This is a genomic window from Corynebacterium sp. H113 (assembly GCF_037572315.1).
GTDB lineage: Bacteria > Actinomycetota > Actinomycetes > Mycobacteriales > Mycobacteriaceae > Corynebacterium.
Map to the genome: position 1 here is coordinate 47,205 of NZ_JBBHKZ010000003.1, position 22,683 is coordinate 69,887.

22 protein-coding genes are annotated in these 22,683 nt (G+C 57.0%); 21 read left to right on the forward strand and 1 reads right to left on the reverse strand.

Annotation, left to right across the window (positions count from 1 at the left end; all coding sequences use genetic code 11):
* Positions 1-42: 42 nt before the first annotated feature.
* Positions 43-735, reverse strand: coding sequence for a DUF3800 domain-containing protein (locus tag WG938_RS06830; protein WP_339979011.1), 693 nt, complete (start codon positions 733-735; stop codon positions 43-45).
* 112 nt (positions 736-847) lie between these two features.
* Here WG938_RS06830 and WG938_RS06835 point away from each other — a divergent pair, with 112 nt between their 5' ends.
* From WG938_RS06835 to WG938_RS06935, 21 genes are all read left to right on the forward strand, one after another.
* A complete protein-coding gene (locus WG938_RS06835; RefSeq protein ID WP_339979014.1) occupies positions 848-3,274 on the forward strand; it encodes a virulence-associated E family protein in 2,427 nt (808 codons plus the stop codon).
* Between the two features lie 600 nt (positions 3,275-3,874).
* Positions 3,875-5,251, forward strand: coding sequence for a DEAD/DEAH box helicase (locus WG938_RS06840; RefSeq protein WP_339979016.1), 1,377 nt, complete (start codon positions 3,875-3,877; stop codon positions 5,249-5,251).
* Positions 5,238-5,849 (forward strand): helix-turn-helix domain-containing protein, encoded by a 612-nt coding sequence (locus tag WG938_RS06845; RefSeq protein ID WP_339979018.1) that lies wholly within the window; start codon positions 5,238-5,240, stop codon positions 5,847-5,849. Before WG938_RS06840 ends, WG938_RS06845 begins: the two co-directional genes overlap by 14 nt.
* 213 nt (positions 5,850-6,062) lie before the next feature.
* Complete coding sequence (locus tag WG938_RS06850; RefSeq protein ID WP_339979020.1) at positions 6,063-6,230, forward strand: hypothetical protein; 168 nt, start codon at positions 6,063-6,065, stop codon at positions 6,228-6,230.
* Positions 6,231-6,714: 484 nt separating this feature from the next.
* Positions 6,715-7,161 carry a phage terminase small subunit gene (locus WG938_RS06855; protein ID WP_339979022.1) on the forward strand — a complete coding sequence of 149 codons (447 nt, stop codon included), beginning with the start codon at positions 6,715-6,717 and terminating at the stop codon, positions 7,159-7,161.
* 25 nt (positions 7,162-7,186) lie between these two features.
* Positions 7,187-8,755 carry a hypothetical protein gene (locus WG938_RS06860; protein WP_339979024.1) on the forward strand — a complete coding sequence of 523 codons (1,569 nt, stop codon included), beginning with the start codon at positions 7,187-7,189 and terminating at the stop codon, positions 8,753-8,755.
* Entirely contained in the window at positions 8,755-10,149 is a 1,395-nt protein-coding gene (locus WG938_RS06865; RefSeq protein WP_339979026.1) for a phage portal protein, read from the forward strand. Before WG938_RS06860 ends, WG938_RS06865 begins: the two co-directional genes overlap by 1 nt.
* On the forward strand, positions 10,149-11,180 hold the full coding sequence (locus WG938_RS06870) for a hypothetical protein (RefSeq protein ID WP_339979028.1): 1,032 nt from the start codon (positions 10,149-10,151) through the stop codon (positions 11,178-11,180). The genes WG938_RS06865 and WG938_RS06870 overlap by 1 nt, the downstream gene beginning before the upstream one ends.
* Positions 11,181-11,224: 44 nt before the next feature.
* Positions 11,225-11,833 carry a capsid assembly scaffolding protein Gp46 family protein gene (locus WG938_RS06875; RefSeq protein WP_339979030.1) on the forward strand — a complete coding sequence of 203 codons (609 nt, stop codon included), beginning with the start codon at positions 11,225-11,227 and terminating at the stop codon, positions 11,831-11,833.
* 16 nt (positions 11,834-11,849) lie between these two features.
* The gene (locus WG938_RS06880; protein ID WP_339979032.1) at positions 11,850-12,821 is read left to right on the forward strand and encodes a major capsid protein; all 972 of its coding nucleotides are present in this window, start codon (positions 11,850-11,852) and stop codon (positions 12,819-12,821) included.
* A 3-nt stretch (positions 12,822-12,824) separates the two neighbouring features.
* Positions 12,825-13,163: a hypothetical protein gene (locus WG938_RS06885; RefSeq protein WP_339979034.1), complete on the forward strand. Its 339-nt coding sequence runs from the start codon at positions 12,825-12,827 to the stop codon at positions 13,161-13,163.
* A gap of 10 nt (positions 13,164-13,173) precedes the next feature.
* On the forward strand, positions 13,174-13,527 hold the full coding sequence (locus tag WG938_RS06890; RefSeq protein ID WP_339979036.1) for a hypothetical protein: 354 nt from the start codon (positions 13,174-13,176) through the stop codon (positions 13,525-13,527).
* Complete coding sequence (locus tag WG938_RS06895; protein WP_339979038.1) at positions 13,521-13,886, forward strand: hypothetical protein; 366 nt, start codon at positions 13,521-13,523, stop codon at positions 13,884-13,886. Before WG938_RS06890 ends, WG938_RS06895 begins: the two co-directional genes overlap by 7 nt.
* Positions 13,883-14,083 carry a hypothetical protein gene (locus tag WG938_RS06900; RefSeq protein ID WP_339979040.1) on the forward strand — a complete coding sequence of 67 codons (201 nt, stop codon included), beginning with the start codon at positions 13,883-13,885 and terminating at the stop codon, positions 14,081-14,083. Before WG938_RS06895 ends, WG938_RS06900 begins: the two co-directional genes overlap by 4 nt.
* Positions 14,004-14,312, forward strand: a complete 309-nt coding sequence (locus WG938_RS06905) for a hypothetical protein (RefSeq protein ID WP_339979042.1) — start codon at positions 14,004-14,006, stop codon at positions 14,310-14,312. The genes WG938_RS06900 and WG938_RS06905 overlap by 80 nt, the downstream gene beginning before the upstream one ends.
* 3 nt (positions 14,313-14,315) lie before the next feature.
* Complete coding sequence (locus tag WG938_RS06910) at positions 14,316-14,762, forward strand: hypothetical protein (protein WP_339979044.1); 447 nt, start codon at positions 14,316-14,318, stop codon at positions 14,760-14,762.
* A 76-nt stretch (positions 14,763-14,838) separates the two neighbouring features.
* On the forward strand, positions 14,839-15,414 hold the full coding sequence (locus tag WG938_RS06915) for a hypothetical protein (RefSeq protein WP_339979046.1): 576 nt from the start codon (positions 14,839-14,841) through the stop codon (positions 15,412-15,414).
* Between the two features lie 100 nt (positions 15,415-15,514).
* Entirely contained in the window at positions 15,515-15,868 is a 354-nt protein-coding gene (locus tag WG938_RS06920; protein WP_339979049.1) for a hypothetical protein, read from the forward strand.
* A gap of 77 nt (positions 15,869-15,945) precedes the next feature.
* Entirely contained in the window at positions 15,946-16,290 is a 345-nt protein-coding gene (locus WG938_RS06925) for a hypothetical protein (protein ID WP_339979051.1), read from the forward strand.
* Positions 16,291-16,299: 9 nt separating this feature from the next.
* Positions 16,300-21,714: a phage tail tape measure protein gene (locus tag WG938_RS06930; protein ID WP_339979054.1), complete on the forward strand. Its 5,415-nt coding sequence runs from the start codon at positions 16,300-16,302 to the stop codon at positions 21,712-21,714.
* A 14-nt stretch (positions 21,715-21,728) separates the two neighbouring features.
* Entirely contained in the window at positions 21,729-22,682 is a 954-nt protein-coding gene (locus tag WG938_RS06935; RefSeq protein WP_339979056.1) for a hypothetical protein, read from the forward strand.
* Position 22,683 lies beyond the last annotated feature (1 nt).

Here is a 22,683-nt window from a genome sequence, read left to right on the forward strand (position 1 = left end):
AACCCCGCCGCAGCCCCGCAGAAATGCGGGGTTGACGTGCATCTACCAGGTTCTGTAGAAACCTGCATCCCTTAATGGCTGCATGATATCCCAACATTCGTTCATTACTTTTGCCGCCCTCTCATCGCCGAACTTTTTGATGTGCGTACGTCGATAGACATAGGCCAGCATGTCAACTGCCTGAATTGGTCGGCTATGGCAAGAAGGCGTGAAGTGCAGGCCATCCGTAAAAGCATCTAGGTTTTTTGGGTAGTGCCCGCCAGTACCGTTCTTGCGTGCGTCAGCATACATCGCTTGGTAAATGGATTTGTTTCCCACATCATCGCAGATGCCGATGACTGCATCACCAGTGCGGCTGGCATAGTTATCGACGCATTCAAGCGCGATAGTCAGCGCCCACTTGTGCGGATCGTCAGGTTTTTTCGAAGCGAGATCTACGCTACCTCTGCAGAAAGCCGCTCCTTCTACAGACGATATTACGGTTACCGCTTCCTTGTAGATACGCGCACGCGTCCTCGGTGATTTAAGAGACTCCCAGCTCTGCTCGCCGCTAGAGAGTTCATAGCCATGAAGCTCCGCTGATTCCTCTATTCCTGAGTGCTGAGCGCAGGCCTTCTCGACGACGGCGTTTAAGTCTCGCTCGAGTTGACTAATTTTGCTCGCCGGTAAAACCAGCGCAATTAGGGCGTGTTCAACGCCTTTTAAATAGGTTTCGTCCAAATACGCGACCAGCATTTATTTCCGCCATTAAGAGTTCATTAATCCGTCCATTAGATATTACCCACCTAATAGTTCGAATCCCCTGCCCGCGCAGGGGCTTTTTCGTTTGAAAGGACTAACACCCACCATGACCACAACGAGCCGAGAGCTGAAAATAGCCGAGGCACCAACTCGGCTCGCCAAAACCTGGACAAACCACAAAACCACCTGGCAAGCCCTCACCGCACGACTACAAGACGCCGTCATCAGCCCCAACACAGTAGAGCAATACCAAGCCCTCCCCAAAGGCAAACAAGCCGACGCCAAAGACGTCGGCGGATTCGTCGGCGGACACCTCGCAGACGGCAGACGCAAAAACGGCCACATCCTCGCCCGCTCCATCATCACCCTCGACGTCGACTTCCCACCAGAAGACTTCCTCACCAACCTCGATGACTACACCATGGGCATCGGCGGGTGCCTGTACTCCACGCACTCTCACGCCCCAGGGCATGAACGCTACCGCCTCGTCCTCCCACTCACCCGAGACGTCACCGCCGAAGAATACGAAGCAGTAGCCCGCAAAGTCGCCGCCGACATCGGCATCGACATCTTCGACGACACCACCTACGAGCCACACCGGCTCATGTACTGGCCAAGCCGACCCATCGACGCTGAATTTGTCTACCGAGATCTTGACACCACGTGGATCAACCCCGACGATGTTCTGGCGGAATACGACAACTGGCGTGACGTCACCACCTGGCCCGTCTCCAGTCGACAAAAAGAACGACTGCAACACGCAGCCGACTCACAAGCCGACCCACTCACCAAACCCGGCCTGGTCGGCGCATTCTGCCGAGCCCACGACATACACCACACCATCGACACGTTCCTCACCGACGTGTACCAACCCACCACGGGCGGCAGGTACACATACACGCGAGGAGAATCCACCAATGGTGTCGTCACCTACGACGACAAGTTCGCGTTCTCACACCACGGCACCGACCCAGCAGGCGGTCAACTCACCAACGCATTCGACCTCGTGCGCATCCACAAATTCGGCACCGAAGACACAGACGCCAAACCAGGCACCCCAACATCCAAGCTGCCATCGTTCAAACGGATGGTGGAGCTGGCGAAAAACGACACGGCAACCAACAAGCAACTCGCCGACGAGCTTCGACAACAAGTCATCGCCGACTTCACCACCGAACACGGCGACGCACCAGACACCACGTGGATGGAAAGGATCGCGAGGAAGAACAACGGTGCGATCGAAGAATCCTTGGGCAACCTTGCCCTGATCCTCACCCACGACCCCGGCCTACAGGAGATCCGATACAACCAACTTTCGGAAACCATCGACGTCCGCAACCCCAGCAAACTGCCGTGGAAACAGACACGCGCCGGGTGGGGAGAAACCGACATCGCGCAGCTGAAGCTGTACCTCGAAAACCGCTACCAGCTCTACAGCAGCACCAAGACGATGGAGGCCCTGGATATCGCTGCAGGCACGAGGGCGTATCACCCGATCCGCGACTACCTGAACTCGCTGCCAGCGTGGGACGGTGTGGAGCGTATCGACACCCTGCTGGTGGACTACCTGGGCGCCCCGGACACTGCATACACCCGTGCAGTAACCCGTAAAACACTGGTCGCTGCTGTGCGTCGTATCTACCGGCCCGGCACCAAGTTCGACACCGTGCTGATCCTCTCCGGCCCACAGGGCACCGGCAAATCCACCCTGTTCTCCCGCCTGGCGGGGGATTGGTTCTCTGACGCACTGTCGCTGACCGACATGAAGGACAAGACAGGGTCGGAGAAGCTGCAGGGCTACTGGATCCACGAGCTCGGTGAGCTCGCCGGTATGCGGAAGATGGAGGTCGAAGTTGTCAAGGGTTTCATTTCCCGCACTGACGATAAGTACCGGGCTGCCTATGCGAGGACTGTGGAGTCGCACCCACGGCAGTGCATCATCGTTGGCTCCACCAACGCGGAGAACGGGTTCCTCCGTGACGTCACGGGTAACCGTAGGTTCTGGCCGGTGGCGATCACGGGAGAGTCCGAGCATAAGACGTGGAACATCACCCACGAGACCGTTGCGCAGATATGGGCGGAAGCCCTGGCAGCGCACCGGGCTGGCGAGCCGCTGCACCTGTCGGGTGAGCTCGCTGTGGAGGCTACGAGGGCACAGGACGCCGCGATCGAAACAGACGAACGTGTCGGCGTCGTTCAGGAGTATTTGGACACGGATTTACCCGCCGGGTGGGAGTCCATGTCGGTGCAGCAGCGTCGCGGGTTCCTCGCCGGGCACGCCCCGACAACGGAGTTCGGCGGCACCCCGGAGCCGTTGACTCGCCGGATGGAAGTGTCGAACGCCGAAATCTGGTCGGAGTGCTTCGGCAACGAGCCGGGGGATATGCAGCCCAAGGACTCGTATGCGATTAGCGCGATTATGAAGAAACTCGACGGGTGGGAAAAGCCCCAAAAACGAGGCGGATCCAAGCGGGTTTTCCCCTACGGAAAGCAGCGAATTTACCGCCGAAAAGTTGAGCAGCCACCGTTCTAAAAAGGGTGGAACAACCTCCCGGAACAACTTGTTCCACCCCAGCGCGGGGCGGTCGGTAGCGAGCTGGATCACAAAATCAGTTGTTCCGCTTGTTCCACTTGTTCCATAAGTTGTTCCACCCCTAAAACCCCCTCCTACCTCTATCTTTCCCTCTACTGGAACAACTGGAACAAGAAATAGAGAAGAAAAGAGAAATAGGGGATTAAAGGGGAAAAACGCCCCATATACGCCAAATACGCCATAAATCCTTAAATCCAACGATCTATCCAAAGTTTGTTGTTCCTTGTTCCACTTGTTCCACCACGACCAAAAACACCCGAGACGAAAGCCACCCAACAATGCGAGAAAACGCCATCGAAAAAAAGCTCACACACGCCGCACAACAAGCGGGATGCTACGCACTCAAATTCACCAGCCCAGGACTCGTCGGAGTGCCAGACCGACTCATCCTCGCCCCCGGAGGACGAGCCGCCTTCGCCGAAATAAAAGCACCCGGCAAAAAACCACGCCCCATCCAAACCCACCGGATCAACCAACTCCGACAACTCGGCTTCCCCGTCTTTGTCATCGACAACCCCAACCAAATACCAGGAGCACTCAGTGAAATACTCGCCACACCCGTACCAGGAATTCACGACCAACTACATTGAGACGCACCCTGAAGCAGCAATACTTTTGGGAATGGGCCTTGGCAAGACCATCATCACCCTCACGGCTATCAACAACCTGATCTACGACCACTTCACCGTTCACCGGGCGCTCATCATCGCCCCCTTGCGAGTAGCCCGCGACACGTGGCCACAAGAAATCCAGAAGTGGGAACACCTAAGGCGGCTCCGCTACTCGGTCGTAGTAGGCGACAAACCCACCAGGGAAGCAGCACTCGCTGCGGATGCCGACGTGTACATCACTAACCGGGAGAACATACCGTGGCTTGTCGACCACATTGGCCCCGCCAATTGGCCTTTCGACATGGTCATCATCGACGAGCTATCCAGCTTCAAAAATCACCAGGCCAAGAGGTTCAAGGCACTGCGCAAATGTAGGCCCCGCATCAACCGCATCATCGGGCTCACGGGAACCCCAGCGCCCAATAGCCTCCTCGACCTATGGGCACAGTTCGCCTTACTCGATGGTGGGCAGCGCCTCGGCAGATTCATCACTCACTACCGCAACACCTACTTCGACCCGGACAAACGCAACGGTATGCAGATCTTCTCCTACAAACCAAAGGACGGGGCAGAGCAACAAATCTACAACGCCATCAGCGGCATCACCGTGTCCATGCGCACCACCGACTACCTCGACCTACCACCCGTGACCTACACGAATCGCCCAGTCCACATGAACCCAGCGGAGAAGAAGCTCTACGACCGGTTCAAGAGAGACATGGTCATCACCCTCGGTGATGAGACGATCGACGCGGCCAACGCAGCCGGACTGTCCGGCAAACTCCAACAGCTCGCCTCCGGTGCGATCTACACCGGGGAGGAGCGTGACGTCACCGTAGTGCATGACAGGAAGCTCGATGCGCTCGACGACATTGTGGACGCCGCCAACGGGCAGCCAGTGCTGTTGGCCTACTGGTTCCAACACGAGGAAGCCCGCATCCTCCACCGCTTTCCCCAAGCCAGATTGCTCACCACCAGCCGAGATTTCACCGACTGGAACAAAGGACGGGTACCGATCGGCCTACTGCACCCAGCTAGTGCTGGGCACGGCTTGAACCTCCAGGCCGGTGGCCACATTCTCGTGTGGGTCACCACCCCGTGGTCTCTCGAGTTGTACGAGCAGACCAACGCCCGGCTCCACCGCCAGGGCCAGACCGAGCCTGTATCGATCATTCACCTGGTGACTGACGGCACCATCGACACCCAAATCGGTGCAGCGCTCGGCCGTAAAGCAACAACCCAGGATGCACTCGTCCACGCAGTAGCCACAGAGCTTGGAAAGGAAACCGCCCATGCTGTCGCCTGATGACACCGCCCGGCTTGCCCGCGCCTACGACACGCTGCGCAGGCTTGCCCCGCGGATAGAGAACCTGAAGATCCCCGTTGGTGGAGCACCCAGTGATGCCTACCGGCCACCCGCGCACCCAGGGCCCAAGCCACCATGCAACCTGGCGTGGGTCAGCGCAGAGATCGACGCCCTCGACCTACTGCAGCGCACAGCACGCCAAGTCACGGCAGACACGATGGGGTTGCATGGCAGACCAGTGCCGGGACTAGCCGGGCACGCTGGTTGGCTATCCCACCAGGTTGAACACATATCCTCCACCATGTGGGTGGACTCACCAACCTGGTGGGCAATTCAACTCGGTGACCGAGAGTCAACGGGCACGGACACTTTGTTCTCGCAGACAGTGCAGTACGCCCGATACCTGGAGGATGCGCTAGACCCGCCGATCAAGCACCCACCAGCTGGCAGCGCGATACAGATGAGTGTGGCGACGGGGGTTCCGGTGGAGACAATCAAGACCTGGCGTAAGCGCGGTGACATCCCGGGTTTCCGTATCGGTAACCGCTGGTACTACCGCAGGTCAGACATAGAGAAGACACGACAAGGCAAGGCGTAAACGCTTGACACGTGAACCTGGTCATGTAGTAAGCTAGACGCAGGCGATAAGTAAACCCCCACACCACTATCTGGTGCTGGGGGTTTTGTTATGCGCTCGCACCAACAGATTCAAAACCCGTCCAGCGTTAGTTCATAGAACAACTGTGCTAGACGCAGGCCGGGTGATCCACAACCTCCGATAGTCTCCAAGCCGAGACGAAGGAGGTGAGACATGGCAACGGTAGATAAGAACTTCATCAAGAAGCTCGGAGGCGACGTGCCAGTTGGTAAGACGCAACGCGAAACGGAACGCAACCTTGAGAAGCACTTCAAGAAGGCGGGACTCGAGACCAACAGCAAAGGCATCCGAGACTTAGCAAAGAACCTACATAAAAAGTAGGCCAAGCAGGGAGCAGGTGACGATGGCGCGAGCCAAGCGCATCTGCTCCCACCCATCATGCGGACACACCGCAACATTAGGCAGCGGGCTGTGCAGGAAACACGCTGCGGAACGTGACGCCACCCAACGGCGAACCACACCAACTAAGCGCACACGCGACTGGACGGAATACAACCGCAGGCGACGAGCTGTCGCCCAATGGCGAGTATCACAGGGCAACATCTGCCCCGGCTATAAACGACCCCCACACCCGGCGACGGACCTGACCGCAGAGCACATCTACCCAGTGGCAGACAATCTCGATGGTCAGGGAGAATTGAGCGTGCTGTGTAGGTCGTGCAACAGTCGCCACGGAGCGGAAACAAGAAATAAATTTAGATAGACCCCAGGGGGATAGACCGACGCGCCAACGCGCCTGCACCGCGCGTGAGGTGAAAAAAGGTGTCTAGGGGTTACGAACTTTCAGAAATCGGGGTGATGTGGCGTGCCTGGACCACCGCCAAAGAATGACGGAACCCGTCGTACGAAGGGCGCTTTGCCGTATGTCCTTGCCGAGTTGCCATCGGAGGGGCGAAAAGGGCGAGCACCTGCGTGGCCACTTGCTGGTAGGGCGCCGCGAGGGTGGGCTGCACTATGGAGGCTGCCACAGGCGGTGATGTGGGAGAAGATGCACTCCGAACTTGCAGTGGCACGGTATTTGTTGCTTCGCGTCGACATGGAAGACGCGATGGCGGAGAAAAAGGAAGTTAAGTCCGCGGTGTTTTCAGAGATTCGCCAGAGCGAGGATGCGCTGGGGCTGTCTCCGAAGGGAATGCAGACTTTGCGTTGGCGCGTGAGGTTGGACGAGGTAGAAGAACAACGGCAGCACAAGCGTGCTTCGAACCCGGCGAATCGACGTGCTCGGTTGAAGGTAGTAGCCGACGAGGCTTAGCAGTGCGAAGGGAGCGTGATGGGTGATGCCATGGCGTGGCCCCGAGTATGAAGGCGAATTCCCGTCGCTTGGATGGTCGGTTGCGGATTGGATTGAAGCCAATTGTGTGATTCCTGATGGTGACCATAAGGGCGAGCCATACATTCTGACTGATGAGATGGTTGAGTTCTTAGTGCATCACTACCGGTTGAAGCCGGAGGCCACGGAGGATAGGCCGCGTCGGGCGTGGAATTATCGTCGTTCGCAGCTGGTGCGTCCTCAGAAGTGGGGCAAGGGCCCGTTGACTGCTGCGATGATTTGCGCGGAGTCTGTGGGGCCTGTTGTGTTCGCTGGTTGGGATGCTTCTGGTGAGCCTGTTGGTAGACCATGGCCGACTCCGTTGATTCAGGTGACGGCATCGTCGGAAGATCAGACGGCGAATGTGTATGCGGCGTTGCAGCCGATGATTGAAGAGGGCCCGTTGTCGGAGTTGATTCCGGATACTGGTGATACTCGTATCAATCTTCCTGGTGGTGGCCGTATTGACCCGGTGACGTCTAAAGCACGGTCCCGACTGGGGCAGCGTGTGACGTTCGTTGTGCAGGATGAGACGCAGATGTGGACGCAGTCTAACGGCGGTGTGTTGTTGGCGACGACGCAGCGCCGCGGTCTTGCCGGTATGGGTGGTCGTTCTGTGGAGACGACGAATGCGTGGGACCCTGCCGAAAACAGTGTGGCTCAGCAGACGTTTGAGTCGAAGGCGCTGGATATTTACCGCGATTTTCGTCAGGCGCCGGCGAACTTGTCGTACCGGAATAAGCGTGAGCGGGCGAGGATTCACCGTCATGTGTACGGAGATTCGTGGTGGGTTGACTTGGAGAATATCGAGTCTGAGGCTGCGGAGTTGTTGGAGACTGACCCGGCTGAGGCTGAGCGGTTTTTCGGTAACCGTATTGTGTATGGCCGTGGCGCGTGGATCCCTCCGGAGACGTGGGATGGTGCCGTCAGGGAGGACGTTCCGGAGGATGGGGCAGCTATTTGCCTCGGCTTCGACGGTTCTGAGAACAATGACTGGACCGCAATTACGGCTATCACGATGGATGGCACGGTGTTTGTTCCGACGTTTGGTCCTGATGAGGAGCCGACGTATTGGAATCCGGATGAGCATGGTGGGCGTATACCTCGTGATGAGGTTGATGCTGCTGTTGATGAGTTGTTTGAGCGTTACCAGGTGGTTCGTATGTACTGCGATCCGCAGGATTGGCGTTCTGAGATCGGTGACTGGGCTGTCCGGCATGGCGATGAGCATGTGTTTGAGTGGGCGACGAACCGCATCAATCAGATGTATGAGGCGCTGAAGACTTTCGAGACGAATATTGCTACGGGTCGTGCGGGGCAGGACGGCGGTAAGGCGCTGGGTATTGCTGCTGCTAATGCCAGGAAGGTCTCTCGGCCTGGTCAGAAATACATTCTCGGTAAGGCGACGGAGAATCAAAAGATCGATATTGCTATGGCGATGGTGCTTGCGCATGAGGCGTGGGTGAATGCGATGGCTGCTGGTTGGGAGCCGCGGTCGGCGGCTCGTGTGCTGGTGTTTGGCCGAAGGAGGCGATGATGACGGTAGCGATTCCAGGTCACGACACTGGTATTGGTTTGTCGAAGGATGAGCAAGCGTTGCTTTCCAGACTTCATGTGAAGTGGATGCAGCAGCGGAAGCAGGATGAGGAGAATAAGAAGTACTTCAAGGGGCTGCAGAATATTGCTCAGCTTGGTATTGCGATACCGCCGGAGATGGAGCCTTTTGCGTTCCCGATGAACTGGTGTCGAATGTATGTTGAAACGCTTGAGCAGCGGATGGATGTTCGATTGTTGCTGCGTAGTGGTGATGCTGAAGAAGATGAGGAACTGCGTGCGGATTGGGAAGCTAACAGTCTGGAGCTTGAGCATCACTTGGCGCAGACGGATCTGCTGAAGTACGGGCGGTGTGTGGCGTCAGTGTCGTGGCCTGATCGAGCTACGGGGCAGACGCGGCCGGTTATTCGGGTGGAGAATCCGCAGGATATTTCTGTGGAGGTTAATCCGGTGACGCGGGCTATGACCGGTGCGTTGCGTGTGTATACCGATGACACTGGGCTGCGTCAGTTCATGACGTTGTATTTGCCGGATGAGACGGTGCATATTTCTCAGGACACTGGAGTGTATCGAGTTTCTCAGCGTGATCGTCATGGTTTGGGGCGGGTTCCGATTGTGTGTCAATGGAATCGCCGGGAATCTGGTCGTTTCGATGGCGAGTCGCAGATGGATGATGTGAAACCTTGGGTAGCGATGGCAGCTCGTGTGGTTTTGAATATGCAGCTTGCGATGGAGACTATTGCAACCCCGCAGAAGGTCGCGATTGGTGTGTCGCAGAAGGATTTCATTGACCCGGATACTGGGGAGGAGCTGGATCCTTGGGAGACGTATCTCGGCGCGATTTGGGCTATTTCGCGTTCATCTGGGGATGGGGTGGATATTAAGCAGCTTCCAGCTGGTGAGCTGTCGGGTTTTATCGACTTGATGGAGTTGATTACAAAGCAGGTTGCTGCGTTGACTGGACTGCCTTTGCGGATGTTGGGGCATTCGACGGTGAACCCGGCTTCCGAGGGTGGCATTAAAGCGGATGAGGCGCGCTTGGTGAAGACCGTTGAGCGCGTGAATTCTGTTGCTGGCGTGTTTTGGTCGTGGGTGTTGGGGATTTCGGAGCGTATTCGTACGGGTGTGTGGCCGGAGGGGTCGCCGATTCAGGTTGAGTTCCGCAATCCTGCGACGCCTACGATGTCTGAGATGGCGGACGCTATTCAGAAGCAGACCGGTGGGGCCCCGACGTTGTCGGTGCGTGGTGCGATGAACCAAATGGGGTATTCGCAGGCGCGTATCGACAAGGAAACGTCCTGGTTGGAGCAGGAGCAGCATGGTTTGTACACGCCGGTGGATGAGAAGTTGGAGCGGATACCGGTTGGTGATGGCTGATGGGTGTGACGTATTCGTTTCGGCATTTGCCTCCTGGGGTTCGTGAAGAGGCTATGGCCCGTGGGCAGGTTATTCGTCGTGCATTGACGGAGCTACGTACAGAGGTGATGCCTCGTCATTATCCGATGGACATTGATTATTGGGAGCGGACGCGAAGTCGAGAGGTGATTCGGGTTGTGACTCGAGCACAGGTCGATAATGCGGCTCTTGTTGATGAGACGTTTGATTTGGCGTTGACGGCGCAGGGTTATCACACAGAGCCACTGGGATTGATTGATCCAGAGATGTTTGCGGGGCAGATGCCAGAGGGGGATCCTCTGGATTTGATTCCGAAGGCTGTGGCGAACCGAGTTCGTGAGCGATTAGCGACGGGTTCTGATCCTTTGCAGGCGTGGCAAGCAGGAGGGAAGCTGCTTGCCACGATTGTGCAGACGGCGCTATCGGATTCGTCTCGGATGGCGAAGATGGTGGCTGGGTTGGCTCGCCCTCGCACTCTGTATGTGCGGATGTTGCGACCGCCGTCGTGTTCTCGGTGTGCGGTGCTTGCTGGTAAGCGGGGTTATTGGGCGAAGCCTTTCAAACGTCATCCTGGATGTGATTGCTCGCAGGTGCCTGTCCGGGAGGGCAGCTCAGACAAGTTTGAGGGGCCAGCGTTTGACCCCAAGGCTGCTTTTGAGTCGATGTCGCGTGCTGATCAGGATCGATTGTTTACCAAGGCTGGGGCGGAAGCGATTCGTGATGGCGCGGACGTTTCGCAGGTTGTCAACGCTAATCAGGGGATGAGTGCTGTTGGGGATCGTTTGACGACGTCGGGGTCTACTCGGCGTGGTGGGGCGATTCGTTATTACTTGGCGCAGGACGATGTGCCTATTGGTACTCCGCAGTTTGATCGGTTGTCAGTGCCACAGATTATGCGGTGGACGGGAGGTAACCCGGATGGCCGTATTGCGTTGTTGTACAGGCATGGGTATCTGCGTGATGTTTCGCCTGGTTTGAATCTTGCGGACGTGAAGTCTGCGTTAGCTAAGTAGCACCCTTCGGGGTGCTTTTCTTTTTCCGAGATGGAGGAGTTTCTATGTTCAAGAATCGCCCAGTATGGGTTCGTGCGTTAGAAGGAACTAACGATGGTGCTTCGGGTGCAGCAGGGTCGGCACCTGAGGGATCCTCGGATGGTGAGGAGACTCCACCGGCGGGTGAGCAGAATCCGGCCGAGGGTAGTTCTGAGAAGGAAGCCACTGATGGTGAAAATCCGGATGGTCGTGGGTCGAAGCAAGCGGTGCTTGCTGATTTGGCTCGAGAGCGTGACAAGCGGCAAGAGCTTGAGGCGAAAATCGCCGAGTTTGAAAAGGCTGAGGAAGAACGTAAGCGTTCGGAAATGACTGAGCTGGAGAAACTGCAGGCTGACCTGGAGAAAGAACGCGCTGAGAAGGAGAAGATGCTTGCCGAGTTGAGCAAGCGTGATTTGGCGCGGACTCGTGACGAACTTGCGTCCGAGTTCAACATCCCAGCCGCGATGGCTGGACGCATCACGGGTGGGACACCTGAGGAGATGCGCGCTGATGCTGAGGCTTTGGCTAAGGCATTGGGCCCGTATAACGGCCCGTCTGACCCGTCGGCTGGTCGTGGCAATGGCACGAGTAAGCCGGCAACTTTGGAAGCCGCCATCGCGGCCAAATATCAATAGAAAGGGGTAGCCAATCATGGCTCCTATTACTCTTGAGCAGGCAAAGCTCAACACTATGGAAGATTACGATCCAGCGATCATTGATGAGTTCCGTAAGAACTCGACGCTGCTGGACATGATGCAGTTTGACCGCGCCGTATCTCCGGCTGGTGGTGGTGCCACGTTGGATTATGGTTACCGTCGTGTGAAGACTGAGCGTGGTGCAGCGTTCCGTGAGCTCAATACCGAGTACGGTACTGAAGCTGCTACTACGGAGAAGATTTCTACGACGTTGGCGCCTCTTGGTGGTGCGTTTGAGATTGACCGTGTGATTGCGAAGCTGGGTCCTGCAGCGTCTGGCGAGATCGCATTCCAGTTGTCTCAGTTGGTGAAGTCGACCACGGCTAAGTTCATGGATTCGGTCATCAATGGTGACACTGCCGTGGATGCTAATGGTTTTGATGGACTGTCTAAGGCGCTCATCGGCTCTACTACGGAAATCACTGAGGCTAAGGACTGGTCGACATTTACGTCGGCGGAGCAGTCTTTGACCGTCCTCGATGATATGGATGAGTTCGTGTCGGTTATGGACGGCGTGACTGTGCTTGTTGGCAACGCGCGTGTACTGGCGAAGGTTCGTGCTGCTGCGCGTCGTGCGAATCTGTACACCAAGTCTCCGGTTGATGGACTGACGTACCCGAATGGTATTCCAGTGTCTCGTGAAACTGTTGGCGACCTGGTGCTGATTGATGCTGGTACCAAGCCTGGCTCGAATGATCCGATCATCCCAGTGTCCGAGACCGGAACCACTGACCTGTATGCAGTTCGTCTTGGTCTGGATGGCTTCCATGGTGTGACTACCACGGAGGGTTCGATGCTTCAGACGTGGCTGCCGGACTTCACTACTGCTGGCGCGGTGAAGAAGGGTGAGTGTGAGCTCGGTCCAGTTGGTGTGGCGTTGAAGCGCACAAAGGCTGCTGCGGTTCTTCGTGGTGTGAAGGTGGCGTAAATCATGCGAGTTGAAGCCCCAAATAAGGAGTATGGCGGTCGCATCGGGCGAGATGTTTTCGTTGACGGCGTGTGTGAGAACGCGTCAGAGTCGCAGCGCTGGTACTACCTGGAGCAGGGTTATGTGATCAGTGACGAAGACGAAGAAGTTGCAGAGGACACGGAATCTGATCAGGACGCTGGGGTTCCCGAAGCCCCAGATTTCGAGGTTCCGTCCCGAGCGGCTTCAACTGTGGTGTGGGCGGAGTTCCTCACATCCCAGGGCATTGAGCATCCTGAGGATGCGTCTCGCGCACAGTTGATCGACATGTGGGAGGCACACAATGGCGAGGTGGCTGACTAGCGTCCGCTCCGTGTGGCCAGATACTACTGAGATAGAGCGGGCGAGCCTAGAGAGGCTTGTTGATCGTGCTGAGGCGATTATCGCCCAGCGTTTCCCGGAAACCGCGCGACGTGTCTCGGACGGAACGCTGTCCTGCCAAGTAGTGGCAGGCATTGTCGAAGACATGGTGAGCCGAGCGCACGCCTCTCAGCAACGCGGTGGTATCGACAAGCTGTCGTACCCAGAGGTCACCATGGAGTGGTCTGACGGTGGGGCGGGCAGCGGTTCACTGTTGTATCTGACCGTGGATGAGTTGATGCTTCTGACTCCTCCAGAGCCTGCTGCTGCGTTCACGGTTTATCGAAAGCCGAGGCCGTCATGGTGAGCGCTGCGGTTCTATTCCAGCCAGGATGGGTGCTGCGAAAGCGAGAAGCCGACACGGTTGACCCGCTGACCGGAAACACTGTTGGGCACACTGTCACGACTACACAGGGGCGAGGGCTGATCCAATCTCCTCTGTGGACTGGATTCAGTGAAGTCACCGAGAGCAGTGTGACGGACGAACGCCTTGTTCTGTGGCGTCCGTTGCGTGACATTCATCCAGAGGTTACGGCCAATGATGAGTTTGTATCCCCAGAGGGGCACGTCTGGCAGGCAACTACTGATGGTATGTGGCGTGGCATCCCTGGGCACCCACCAGAATATTTGGCGGTGCGGGTATGCAGAGCGAAGGAGAAGGAATGACTGATATTGCAGTGTCATTCATTGATGACGCTGGAAACCTGGTGTTTACGGCACGTGGTTCGAAGCATCATAAGGACTATCTTGCATCTGGTCAGCGCCGGGCTGAGGAGGTGCCGGATGTCGTTCGCGAAACTGACGCTGTTCCAGCAGGAGCTGCGGAGGGAGACTCGACAGGAGTCGACGAAGAAGCGTCGTGATATTGCCGGGAAGATTGCGGCTGATGCCCGTAGTTCAGCTCCGGTAGTGACTGGTGCGTATCGGGGTGGAATTGGTGTTGAGGAAGACGGAGACACCGTGATGGTTGTCGACAATGATCCTGATGCGATTCACAAGGAATACGGCACCTCGGATACTCCGGCACATGCTGCGTTGACAAACGCGGCGATGGCGTATGGCAAGTATTCCGGTATGAGACCTCGGAGGTAGTTGATGCGTGACCCCATGCCGTACCCATCTGGGGAAATTAGAAAGTGGCTGCTTCAACATGAGCAGTTTTTGGCGCTGTTGCAGGGCGGTGTTGTCAACACTAGTGAGGCACCTCCGGATCCGCTGGTTAAACCGCATGTGACAGTTGCTGTTACGGGTCATGTGGGGACTGATCCAATGCTTCGGCGTTTGGTTGTTCAGGTAACTCCGTGGGCTCCGACATGTGAGGTGTCAGGGCTTACTGAGGATCCGCGTGTGACGGTATGGAACCTTGCCGCGACGGCAGGGGAGCTGCTTGGCAGGGCAAGAAACATTGTGCTTGACGACAAGCATGCGTGGTCAGCTACGTGGCTGGATGGCCCAGTCGAGTTGTACGACACGAAGCGTGGTGCCGATCGTCCGCTGTTTTACGCGCCCGTTCGTTTTCAGGTGCATCTGCGCCGCAGATAGACGCTAAATCAATTCTTTAGCACCCACATAGTGGGTGCATTTTTTATGCCCAGAAGTGGGCGGAAAGGAAGTGGCAATGTCCACTTACGCAAATCCGAATAATGCATATGCGTGGCTTGATGGCGACGCGTTCCGTGGCGAAGCCGGCGCAACGATGCCAGCCGATATTTTCGCGGCATCCCTGGATGCTGAAGGCTTTGACGCGTACGGCGGTATTGAGGCTGGTTTTGAGCTGACCTCCGACCAGTCGGTGACGAAGAAGAAGGTATTCAACTACCGGCAGGGCGCGTACAAGGTTATGCGCGATCCTCTTGATGAGGGCTTTAAGTTCCGTGCTGTCGATAACACGAAGGCAACCGCGTTGACTCGTGCTCAGGGCGGAAAGATCACCAAGGTTGGTGACCGCTACCAGTTGGAAAAGGGTATTGGCGAAGAGTTCTCCTTGATCGTTCGCCTCGATGATGGTGACGATACGACGGCGTTCTTCTCGCCTCGCGTTACCTTGTCGGGACCTGCGACGCGTGCGCAGATTGACGGCCAGAACATTGATGGTTGGGAGTTCACGATTACGGCGCTTGAGCCATTCGTAGAGATCCTGCCTGCGTTGCCGGTCGGCATGGACGAGCCGGTAGAGGATCCAGTTACCCCGTAGCTGGTTGATGGGCCCGGAGAATTCGTGGTGGGTCGCTCCGGGCCCAACCCCATGACCCCCACATAGACTTCACATTTCTTGATCCATTAGGAGACTCATCATGTCTGAATCCATTGACCTTATTGACCTTGCTCTTGGCGTCGCTGGCGGGGAAGCCGTCACAGTGAATGTTTTCGAGAATGATCTATCAATTCGCCGGAACTTCACTGGTGATGAGGTGCACGAGTATTTGAAGCTACACCGTGAGGGAGAGTCGGCTCCGACGCTGAAGGAGCAGCTGCAGAACATTGTGGGGTCCCTGTCGGATTCTGCTGATGATGCGCAGGCTGCGTTCATCGATGCCGTCATGGAATTGACGATTCCAGAAATTAATCGGGTGGTAGTCAAGATTGGGCAGATCGCGGGGCTGCGTGACGAACAGGGAAATTTCCTACCTGGTGCGCCTGTCTCTTAGATGAGGCTGCGCACCGTCGTGCGCTAGTCGGATTTCGCCGTGAGTACGGGCTGGACTGGCGCGAAGCGAGGCGAACCATGTGGCACCTCGATTTGGGGGCGCTTGTGGATGGATTGAGTGAGTGGTCTTTGACCGACGAGAACATAGCTCGATTGGTCGATCGCGAGGACTACTGGTTGAACTCTGAGTATTCGGGGTGGACGACGGATCCTGATGACCCAGAGGTTAAGGCTGAGAGGGAGCGGCGTCGCAGGCTCGGGGTGAAACCACCGGCGATGCCGATCCTGCGGCCGGTGGCGGCGCGCCCTGCGCATTTGCAGGTGCAGCTGGCGGAGGCGGTGGCTGCGCAACTTGCTGCGGCTGAAGCTCCGCCAAAGAAGAAAATCAGTATCGCGGAGTTAGCTGCGATGCGTGGTAAGTAGGAGGTGCCCGTGGCTGGCGGCAAGATTGACATTCTCGTAGAGCCTGATCTGCAGGGCTTCAACAGTAAGCTCGAGTCCGGTTTGGGTGGGGCGCTGGGTGTTGCCGGCAAGATTGGCGCAGCCTTGGGTGTTGCGGTCGGTGGCGCTGAGATTAGTCGTCAGATCATCCAGGTTGGTGTGGACTTTGAGTCTCAGATGAACACCATGGCTGCTGTGTCACAGGCTACGGGCACGCAGTTGGATGCGGTTGCGTCAAAGGCACGTGAGCTTGGTTCAGACACGTCTCTGACGGCTACATCTGCGTCCGACGCTGCTGCTGCGATGACCGAGTTGGCCAAGGGTGGTTTCACTGTTGAGCAGTCGATGGAGGCTGCGAAGGGCACTCTGCAGTTGGCTGCTGCTGCGCAAGTTGATGCTGCTACTGCTGCGACGATTCAGTCGCAGGCGTTGCAGTCGTTCAGTCTTGAGGCTGAGGATGCTGCGCGGGTGTCGGATATTTTGGCGGGTGCGGCTAATGCGTCGTCTGCTGAGATTGAGGGTATTGCGCAAGGCCTGCAGCAGTCGGGCACGGTTGCTAATCAATTTGGTGTGTCTATTGAGGACACGGCGACTGCGTTGGCGATGTTTGCTAACGCGGGTATTCAAGGTTCTGATGCGGGCACGTTGTTGAAGTCTGCGTTGTTGGCGCTGACGGACCAGGGTAAGCCTGCACAGGCTGCGATCGAAGAGCTGGGCTTGTCTGTGTATGACATGCATGGAAACTTCGTTGGCTTGCCGTCGCTGTTTGGGCAGTTGGCTGAGGCGCAGAAGAATATGACGCCTGAGGCGTATCAGGCTGCTACTGCTACTTTGTTTGGTTCTGACGCGATGCGTCTTGCTGGTATTGCAGCCGAGCAGGGTAGGGGCGGTTTTGATCAGCTCAAGGAGTCGGTTACGCGTCAGGGGCAGGCTGCGGAGGTTGCTGCTGCGCAGACGCAGGGGTTGCCTGGTGCTTTGGAGCGTATGCAGAACGCTGCTGAAGAGGCTGGTTTGGCGGTGTATACCGCGCTGGGCGACAAGCTTGTGGTTGGTGCTGATCTGGCAACATCCGCGTTGGAGAAGATTGGCCCTGCAGCGGTTACCGGCATTGATGCAGTGAGTGCAGCTGGTGGTGAGCTGGTTAAGGCGCTGGATGGTGTTGAAGGCGCCACAATTGGTGTGGCTTCGGCTCTTGCGATTTCGCATTTCACACAGTTCCCGCAGCGTATGACGGCAGGTACGAATGCGCTGCGTGGTTTCGGTGAGCAGATGAAGCTGCAGAAGTCGTTGGCTGCACAGGCTGGGCAATCTATTGGAGTCATTGGTTCTGCGATGGCGACGATTGAAGCTCGGGTTCCCGTTATTGGTCGCATGGGAGACGCGTACCGCAAGGTAGGTGGTCCTCTCCGTGACATGGGAACTCTGACTCTTGCGGCGTCGACGGAGACTGGCGGTTTCCATAGATCGTTGTTGCAAGCTAAGGGTGTAGCTCAGCACTTCGGTGGTGTTCTTGGTGGCACGGTTGCTGGTGGGTTGTCGCTGGCGAAGTCCGGTATAGGTGGGCTGATTGGCGCCCTGGGTGGACCGTGGGGAGCCGCGCTTACTGGTGCTGGGTTGGCTATTGGTCACCTGGTGCAGAAGCACCAAGAGGCGAAGGCTGCTGAGGAAGAGCACAAGGCTGCACAAGAATCGCTTAGGGCGTCGCTGGATCAGACCACTGGTGCGATCACAGAGCAGACTCGTGAGCTGCAGATGAAGAATGCCACGGAGAAAGGCTGGACTGATACCGCTCGCGGTATGGGTTTGGCGCAGTCAACGTTGCAGTCGGCTATGGAAGGCAACGCTAGCGCGATCCGTGAAGTCAATGCCGCTGTGGATGCTAATGGCCAGCGCGCTGTTGAGAACACGGGGTTCTGGAGAGAGTACGGCTCGCAGCTGGAGGCTGCTGGTGCATCGTCTAAGGACTTTGCACAGGCAATGGATGGTAACGCTGACGCCGCGAAGCGTGTGAATAAGGCGCTGGATAGCATTCCGGATAAGGCGTTTGGTCCGTCTGCACGTGCAGACTGGGTTGGTACTCGTAAGGAAATTGACGAGACGACGAAGTCTGCGCGAGAACTTCGTGATGGTGTGTCGGGTTCTGCAAAGGACCTTGAGGCGCAGCGCGAAGCTATTAAGAAGAATCTTGGTCTTGAGTTGCAGAAGGCCATGCAGGATACGGCTGATGTTGCGAAGCTGCTGGGCGACAGTATCGTTTCGATTCCAGACAATAAGACCTTGAAGGTTCAGTCTGACGCGGTTACCGACGAGACGCGTAAGAAGCTTGAAGATATTGGTCTTGAGGTATCTAAGCCACTAAACGGTGAGGTTACGGTCACTTTCCCAGAGGGCATGGACATAGTTACCATGCTGCAGGAACTGGGTGTTCAGATTGAGACGCTTCCTGATGGGCACATTGCGATTACAAATGACAGCCCGGAGGTGCGGGAGTCCCTGGAGATGTTGGGGCTCGCTGTCACAACATTGCCTGATGGTCAGGTGATAATTGATTCAAATGACCCTGAGGTTCGCGATCGTATGGTTGCGCTGGGGCTTCTGGTGGAAAATCCGCTGACCGGTGAGCTGGAGATTTCCGACAATGTTGAGGAAGTCTTAGCCAAGCTCAATGGTCTGGATGGGACGCAAACTGCGGGTGATCACACGCAGGGCGACAATGTTGGTGAAACTCACGGTCGTATCAGCACACTGAACAGTGCTAACACTGGTGCTGGTCACGCACAAGGGGACAATGTCCCTACTGTTAAGGCGCGCATTGATGAGCTGAACAATAGGAATACAAGCTCTACCCACACGGTGACGTTCTTGGAACGTCATATTCAATACTTCGAAAGCCGAGGCTTCTCTAGGGCTGAGGCCGCTCGACAGTACGGCCCAGTACCAGTAGGGCAGACAGGTGGACGCTTCCCAGAGTTTTCAGCTACTGCCAGAATTCCGGCGTACGCCTATGGTGACAGGCACGATGGGTACCGGCTTCCTGGTACTGGTCCTGGGACACAGATCACTGATGGATTCCTTGCTCTCGATCATGTGGGAATGCCGATTGCCCGGCTAGATGCTGACGAATGGGTTATCAATGGTGACTCGTCTGAGGTGTATGACAGGCTGCTGCGGGGCATCAATAATGACACCCCAGCAGCTCGAGCTGCGCTTGCAGCTTTTCGGCAGCTTCCTGGACATGCCACCGGCCGCGATCCTGGGAAGAGTAAGGAAGACGAGGAAGAGGACGATCGGCAGTCCGGGGTGGACCGGGCGTTCGATGAACTCGGTGGGCGTACCGGTACACCATATGTGTGGGGTGGCGAGCAACTTGACGGTGCGGACTGTTCCGGAGAGGTCAGCCTGTGGCAGGCGTCGCTGCAAGACCTCACCCCGCGTGAACAGCGACTTGGCACAACCGAAACGCTCCTGGGCGGGTCCTGGCCTGATCTTGTTCCTGGAACGGATGGCGTGTTCATTGTTGGGTCGAATACGACGCATATGGTGGCGCAGCTAGACGGAACGAACATTGAATCCGGAAACAATGGTGTACAGATCGGTGCCGGTGCGACGAGCCCATTCGACTTATCTGGCGCCACGCTGTTTTATCTGCCTGATGATCTGATCAAGGGCGGTACTGGAACTGGATCGAAGAGTTCCCGTTCTAGTAGCTCTTCGGCCAAGGCAGATACAAAGTCGGAGGCGGAACGGGAACGCGAACGTCTAGATGACATGGCCGCGGAGTCTCGACCACGGTTGGCTCGGTCGAACACCAATATTCCACCTGACCCTGTTGTGACAGGACTGCTGAACGCGACAAACGATCCCGATGGTCTACGTGAGCTGACAAAGGGCGGAGCGTGGACGGAGCGGTTCGGGTTATCCCACAATGCCCCTGAGGCTGATGGGCTTGTCGAGTTCCTACTGTGGGCATACGGCGGGGAGCGTGAACCAGATTTTGATCTGGCTCGCGCATTCAATGAACACAATGACCCCACGGGTTTGCGGGCAATGATCGAGGCCGGTGTGTGGACCGGACGTTTCGGAGATCACTACCGAGCGGGCAAAGAATCATCGCTTGTAAAGGCGGTCGACGCAGCCCGTAAAAACGGTGGCTATTTCACTTTGAAGCTGACGCAGTTGCAGGGTGAGCTGGAGAACATGCCGAGCTCCTATTCTGAGCTGGCCGGCAATGTGGCCAAGGTTGCGGCCTCGGGTGCTGTCCAGGACATCACCTCGGTACTTGGGCACGATGATGAGTTTGGCCCAGTGATACAGATTGGGCTATTGGCGGGGCAGCAGGCATTACTCCAAGACCAAGGTGTTGACGCTTCTGGGGGACTTGTTATTGAGGACTCCACGGCGGTTGAGCCATCTCGGTCGCAGTCGGGTATTAGTCGCGCGGAAGCGGAGGAGCTGCAGCCCGCGGGTTCCGCAGTGTACGACCCGACGCGGGGAACTGAGCAGTGGGCTGAGCTGATTGTTCGAGCGTTGGAGATTACGGGAAATCCGTCGTCGTGGCAGGGCCCGATGACCGAGCAGGGCGACATTGAATCTGGTGGTAATCCAGAGGCAGTGGGGCCTGGTTCGTCGGAGGGGAATCCTGAGGGCGTGTGGCAGGTTAAGCCTGGTACCTACGAGGCGTTTAGGGACCCGAACCTGGTCAACGATGTACATGACGTGTTGTCTAACGGAGTCGCTGCGCTGAACTATGTGAATTCGCGGTATGACCGTTTGCCATGGCCAACGACGGCTGGTTATCAGCTGGGCGGTTCGGTTAGCCGAAACCGGTTCGGTGGTCGAGGGCCTGATGATGACATTTTGGCGTGGCTGGCCGAGGACGAGTTTGTTGTTAACGCAGAGTCTGCTCGGCAGAACGAAGCGGTGCTGGAGTTGATCAACTCGGGCGCAGATGTTGCACACATGATGTCGCAGGCGGTCGTGCAGAACGGGGCCAGGTTGGCATCTATGGGTGTTGATGCTGCTGGTAGCGCCGGGATGGTGGCTATGGCGGGCGTTCCGGAGTTGGGGGCGTTGATGCCGTTGGCGGAAACTGCGATGGACTTTGGTGGCGTCGCAGTTGACCGGCTGGCTAAGGCCGCAGGCGAGATTTCCACGAAGGTGGTTGACACTGCGGCATCGTCTGCTGCGCAGTTCTTTGTTGGCGAGGGTGCTGAAAAGCAACGTCGCGAGCTGCAATCAACCCGGATCAGGGATGTTGCTGTTGCTGCGCAATCACAGGCTGCTGCTAATCAGAGTCGCGCTGCGGAGCGTCAAATCAATGTCAATGCCCGTGGATATGACCGTCGTGACTTGGCGGACGGTATTCGCCAGGCACGGTACGAGGAACGATGGGAGTCTGGTTTCTAATGCCAAGAGGAAAGATGTTTCCTGATGGGGCTGCCAATGTTGTGTTGGCCGGTCCCGGGGCTGCGGCGAATTTGCCGGAGCGGGCGTGGCATCTGTCGGATTGGCCGACTGCGCAATCAAACGAGCAGGGCGTTGCTGTGGCCGAAGGGTGGGCTGATTTCCAAGAGCCCACTGTGTCTCACCAGTGGTTTTCTCCGGCGCAGATGCATGGCGCCATGTGGCTCGGCGCGGTTGCAGAGCCACGGAGGTTCCAGCTTCCGGTGACGATGCACGCCACTCGCACCAAATCGTTTGAGGTGGTGCGGGATGAGTTTTTCTCCGACATCGACTTTCACACACCATCGCGGCTATACATCAACAGCCCATCTGGGACGGTGTGGCTGGATGTGCGGATGGAAGATAAGCCAGTGGTGGCAGACGTGCGCTATGACGACGCGATTTCTCAGGAGCAGGACTATCTCATTCCGTTGGTGTCGGAGCAGTCGCACTACGCTGCCCCGGAGGTTGTTCGTACCTGGGTTGAGGGTCGAGGTTGGGATCCGTCGCCTGAGTTGTGGAACTTTGGTGATCTTCCGGAGTGGCCCGTGTGGACACTACGGGGTCCAGGTGTTTTCACTATCCCGGATATTGCCCCAAAGGACTTTAAGGGCCTTGAGGGGTGGGTGCTGGATTTGTTGCCGGAGTGGTTGAAGGATTTGCTGCGCATGGGGCAGATTCTTGTAGACGGTCAGACGACGGTTGTGTTGTTTCCCGGGGAGACGATGGTTCTTACCGGTGATCCGATGCAGCGGCTGGCAGTGTCGGATATGCGGGAGAATGCTCATCGTTGGTTGGGCGGGCAGCGCCCGCTGTACCAGGTTCTTCCGCATCAGTATTGGCGTGTTGACAAGCTCCGTGTTGAGGGCGGTATCCCTGGTGTGACGTCTGCTGTTGTGCAGTTGCAGCCGAGGAGGCGACGCCCGTGGTGAC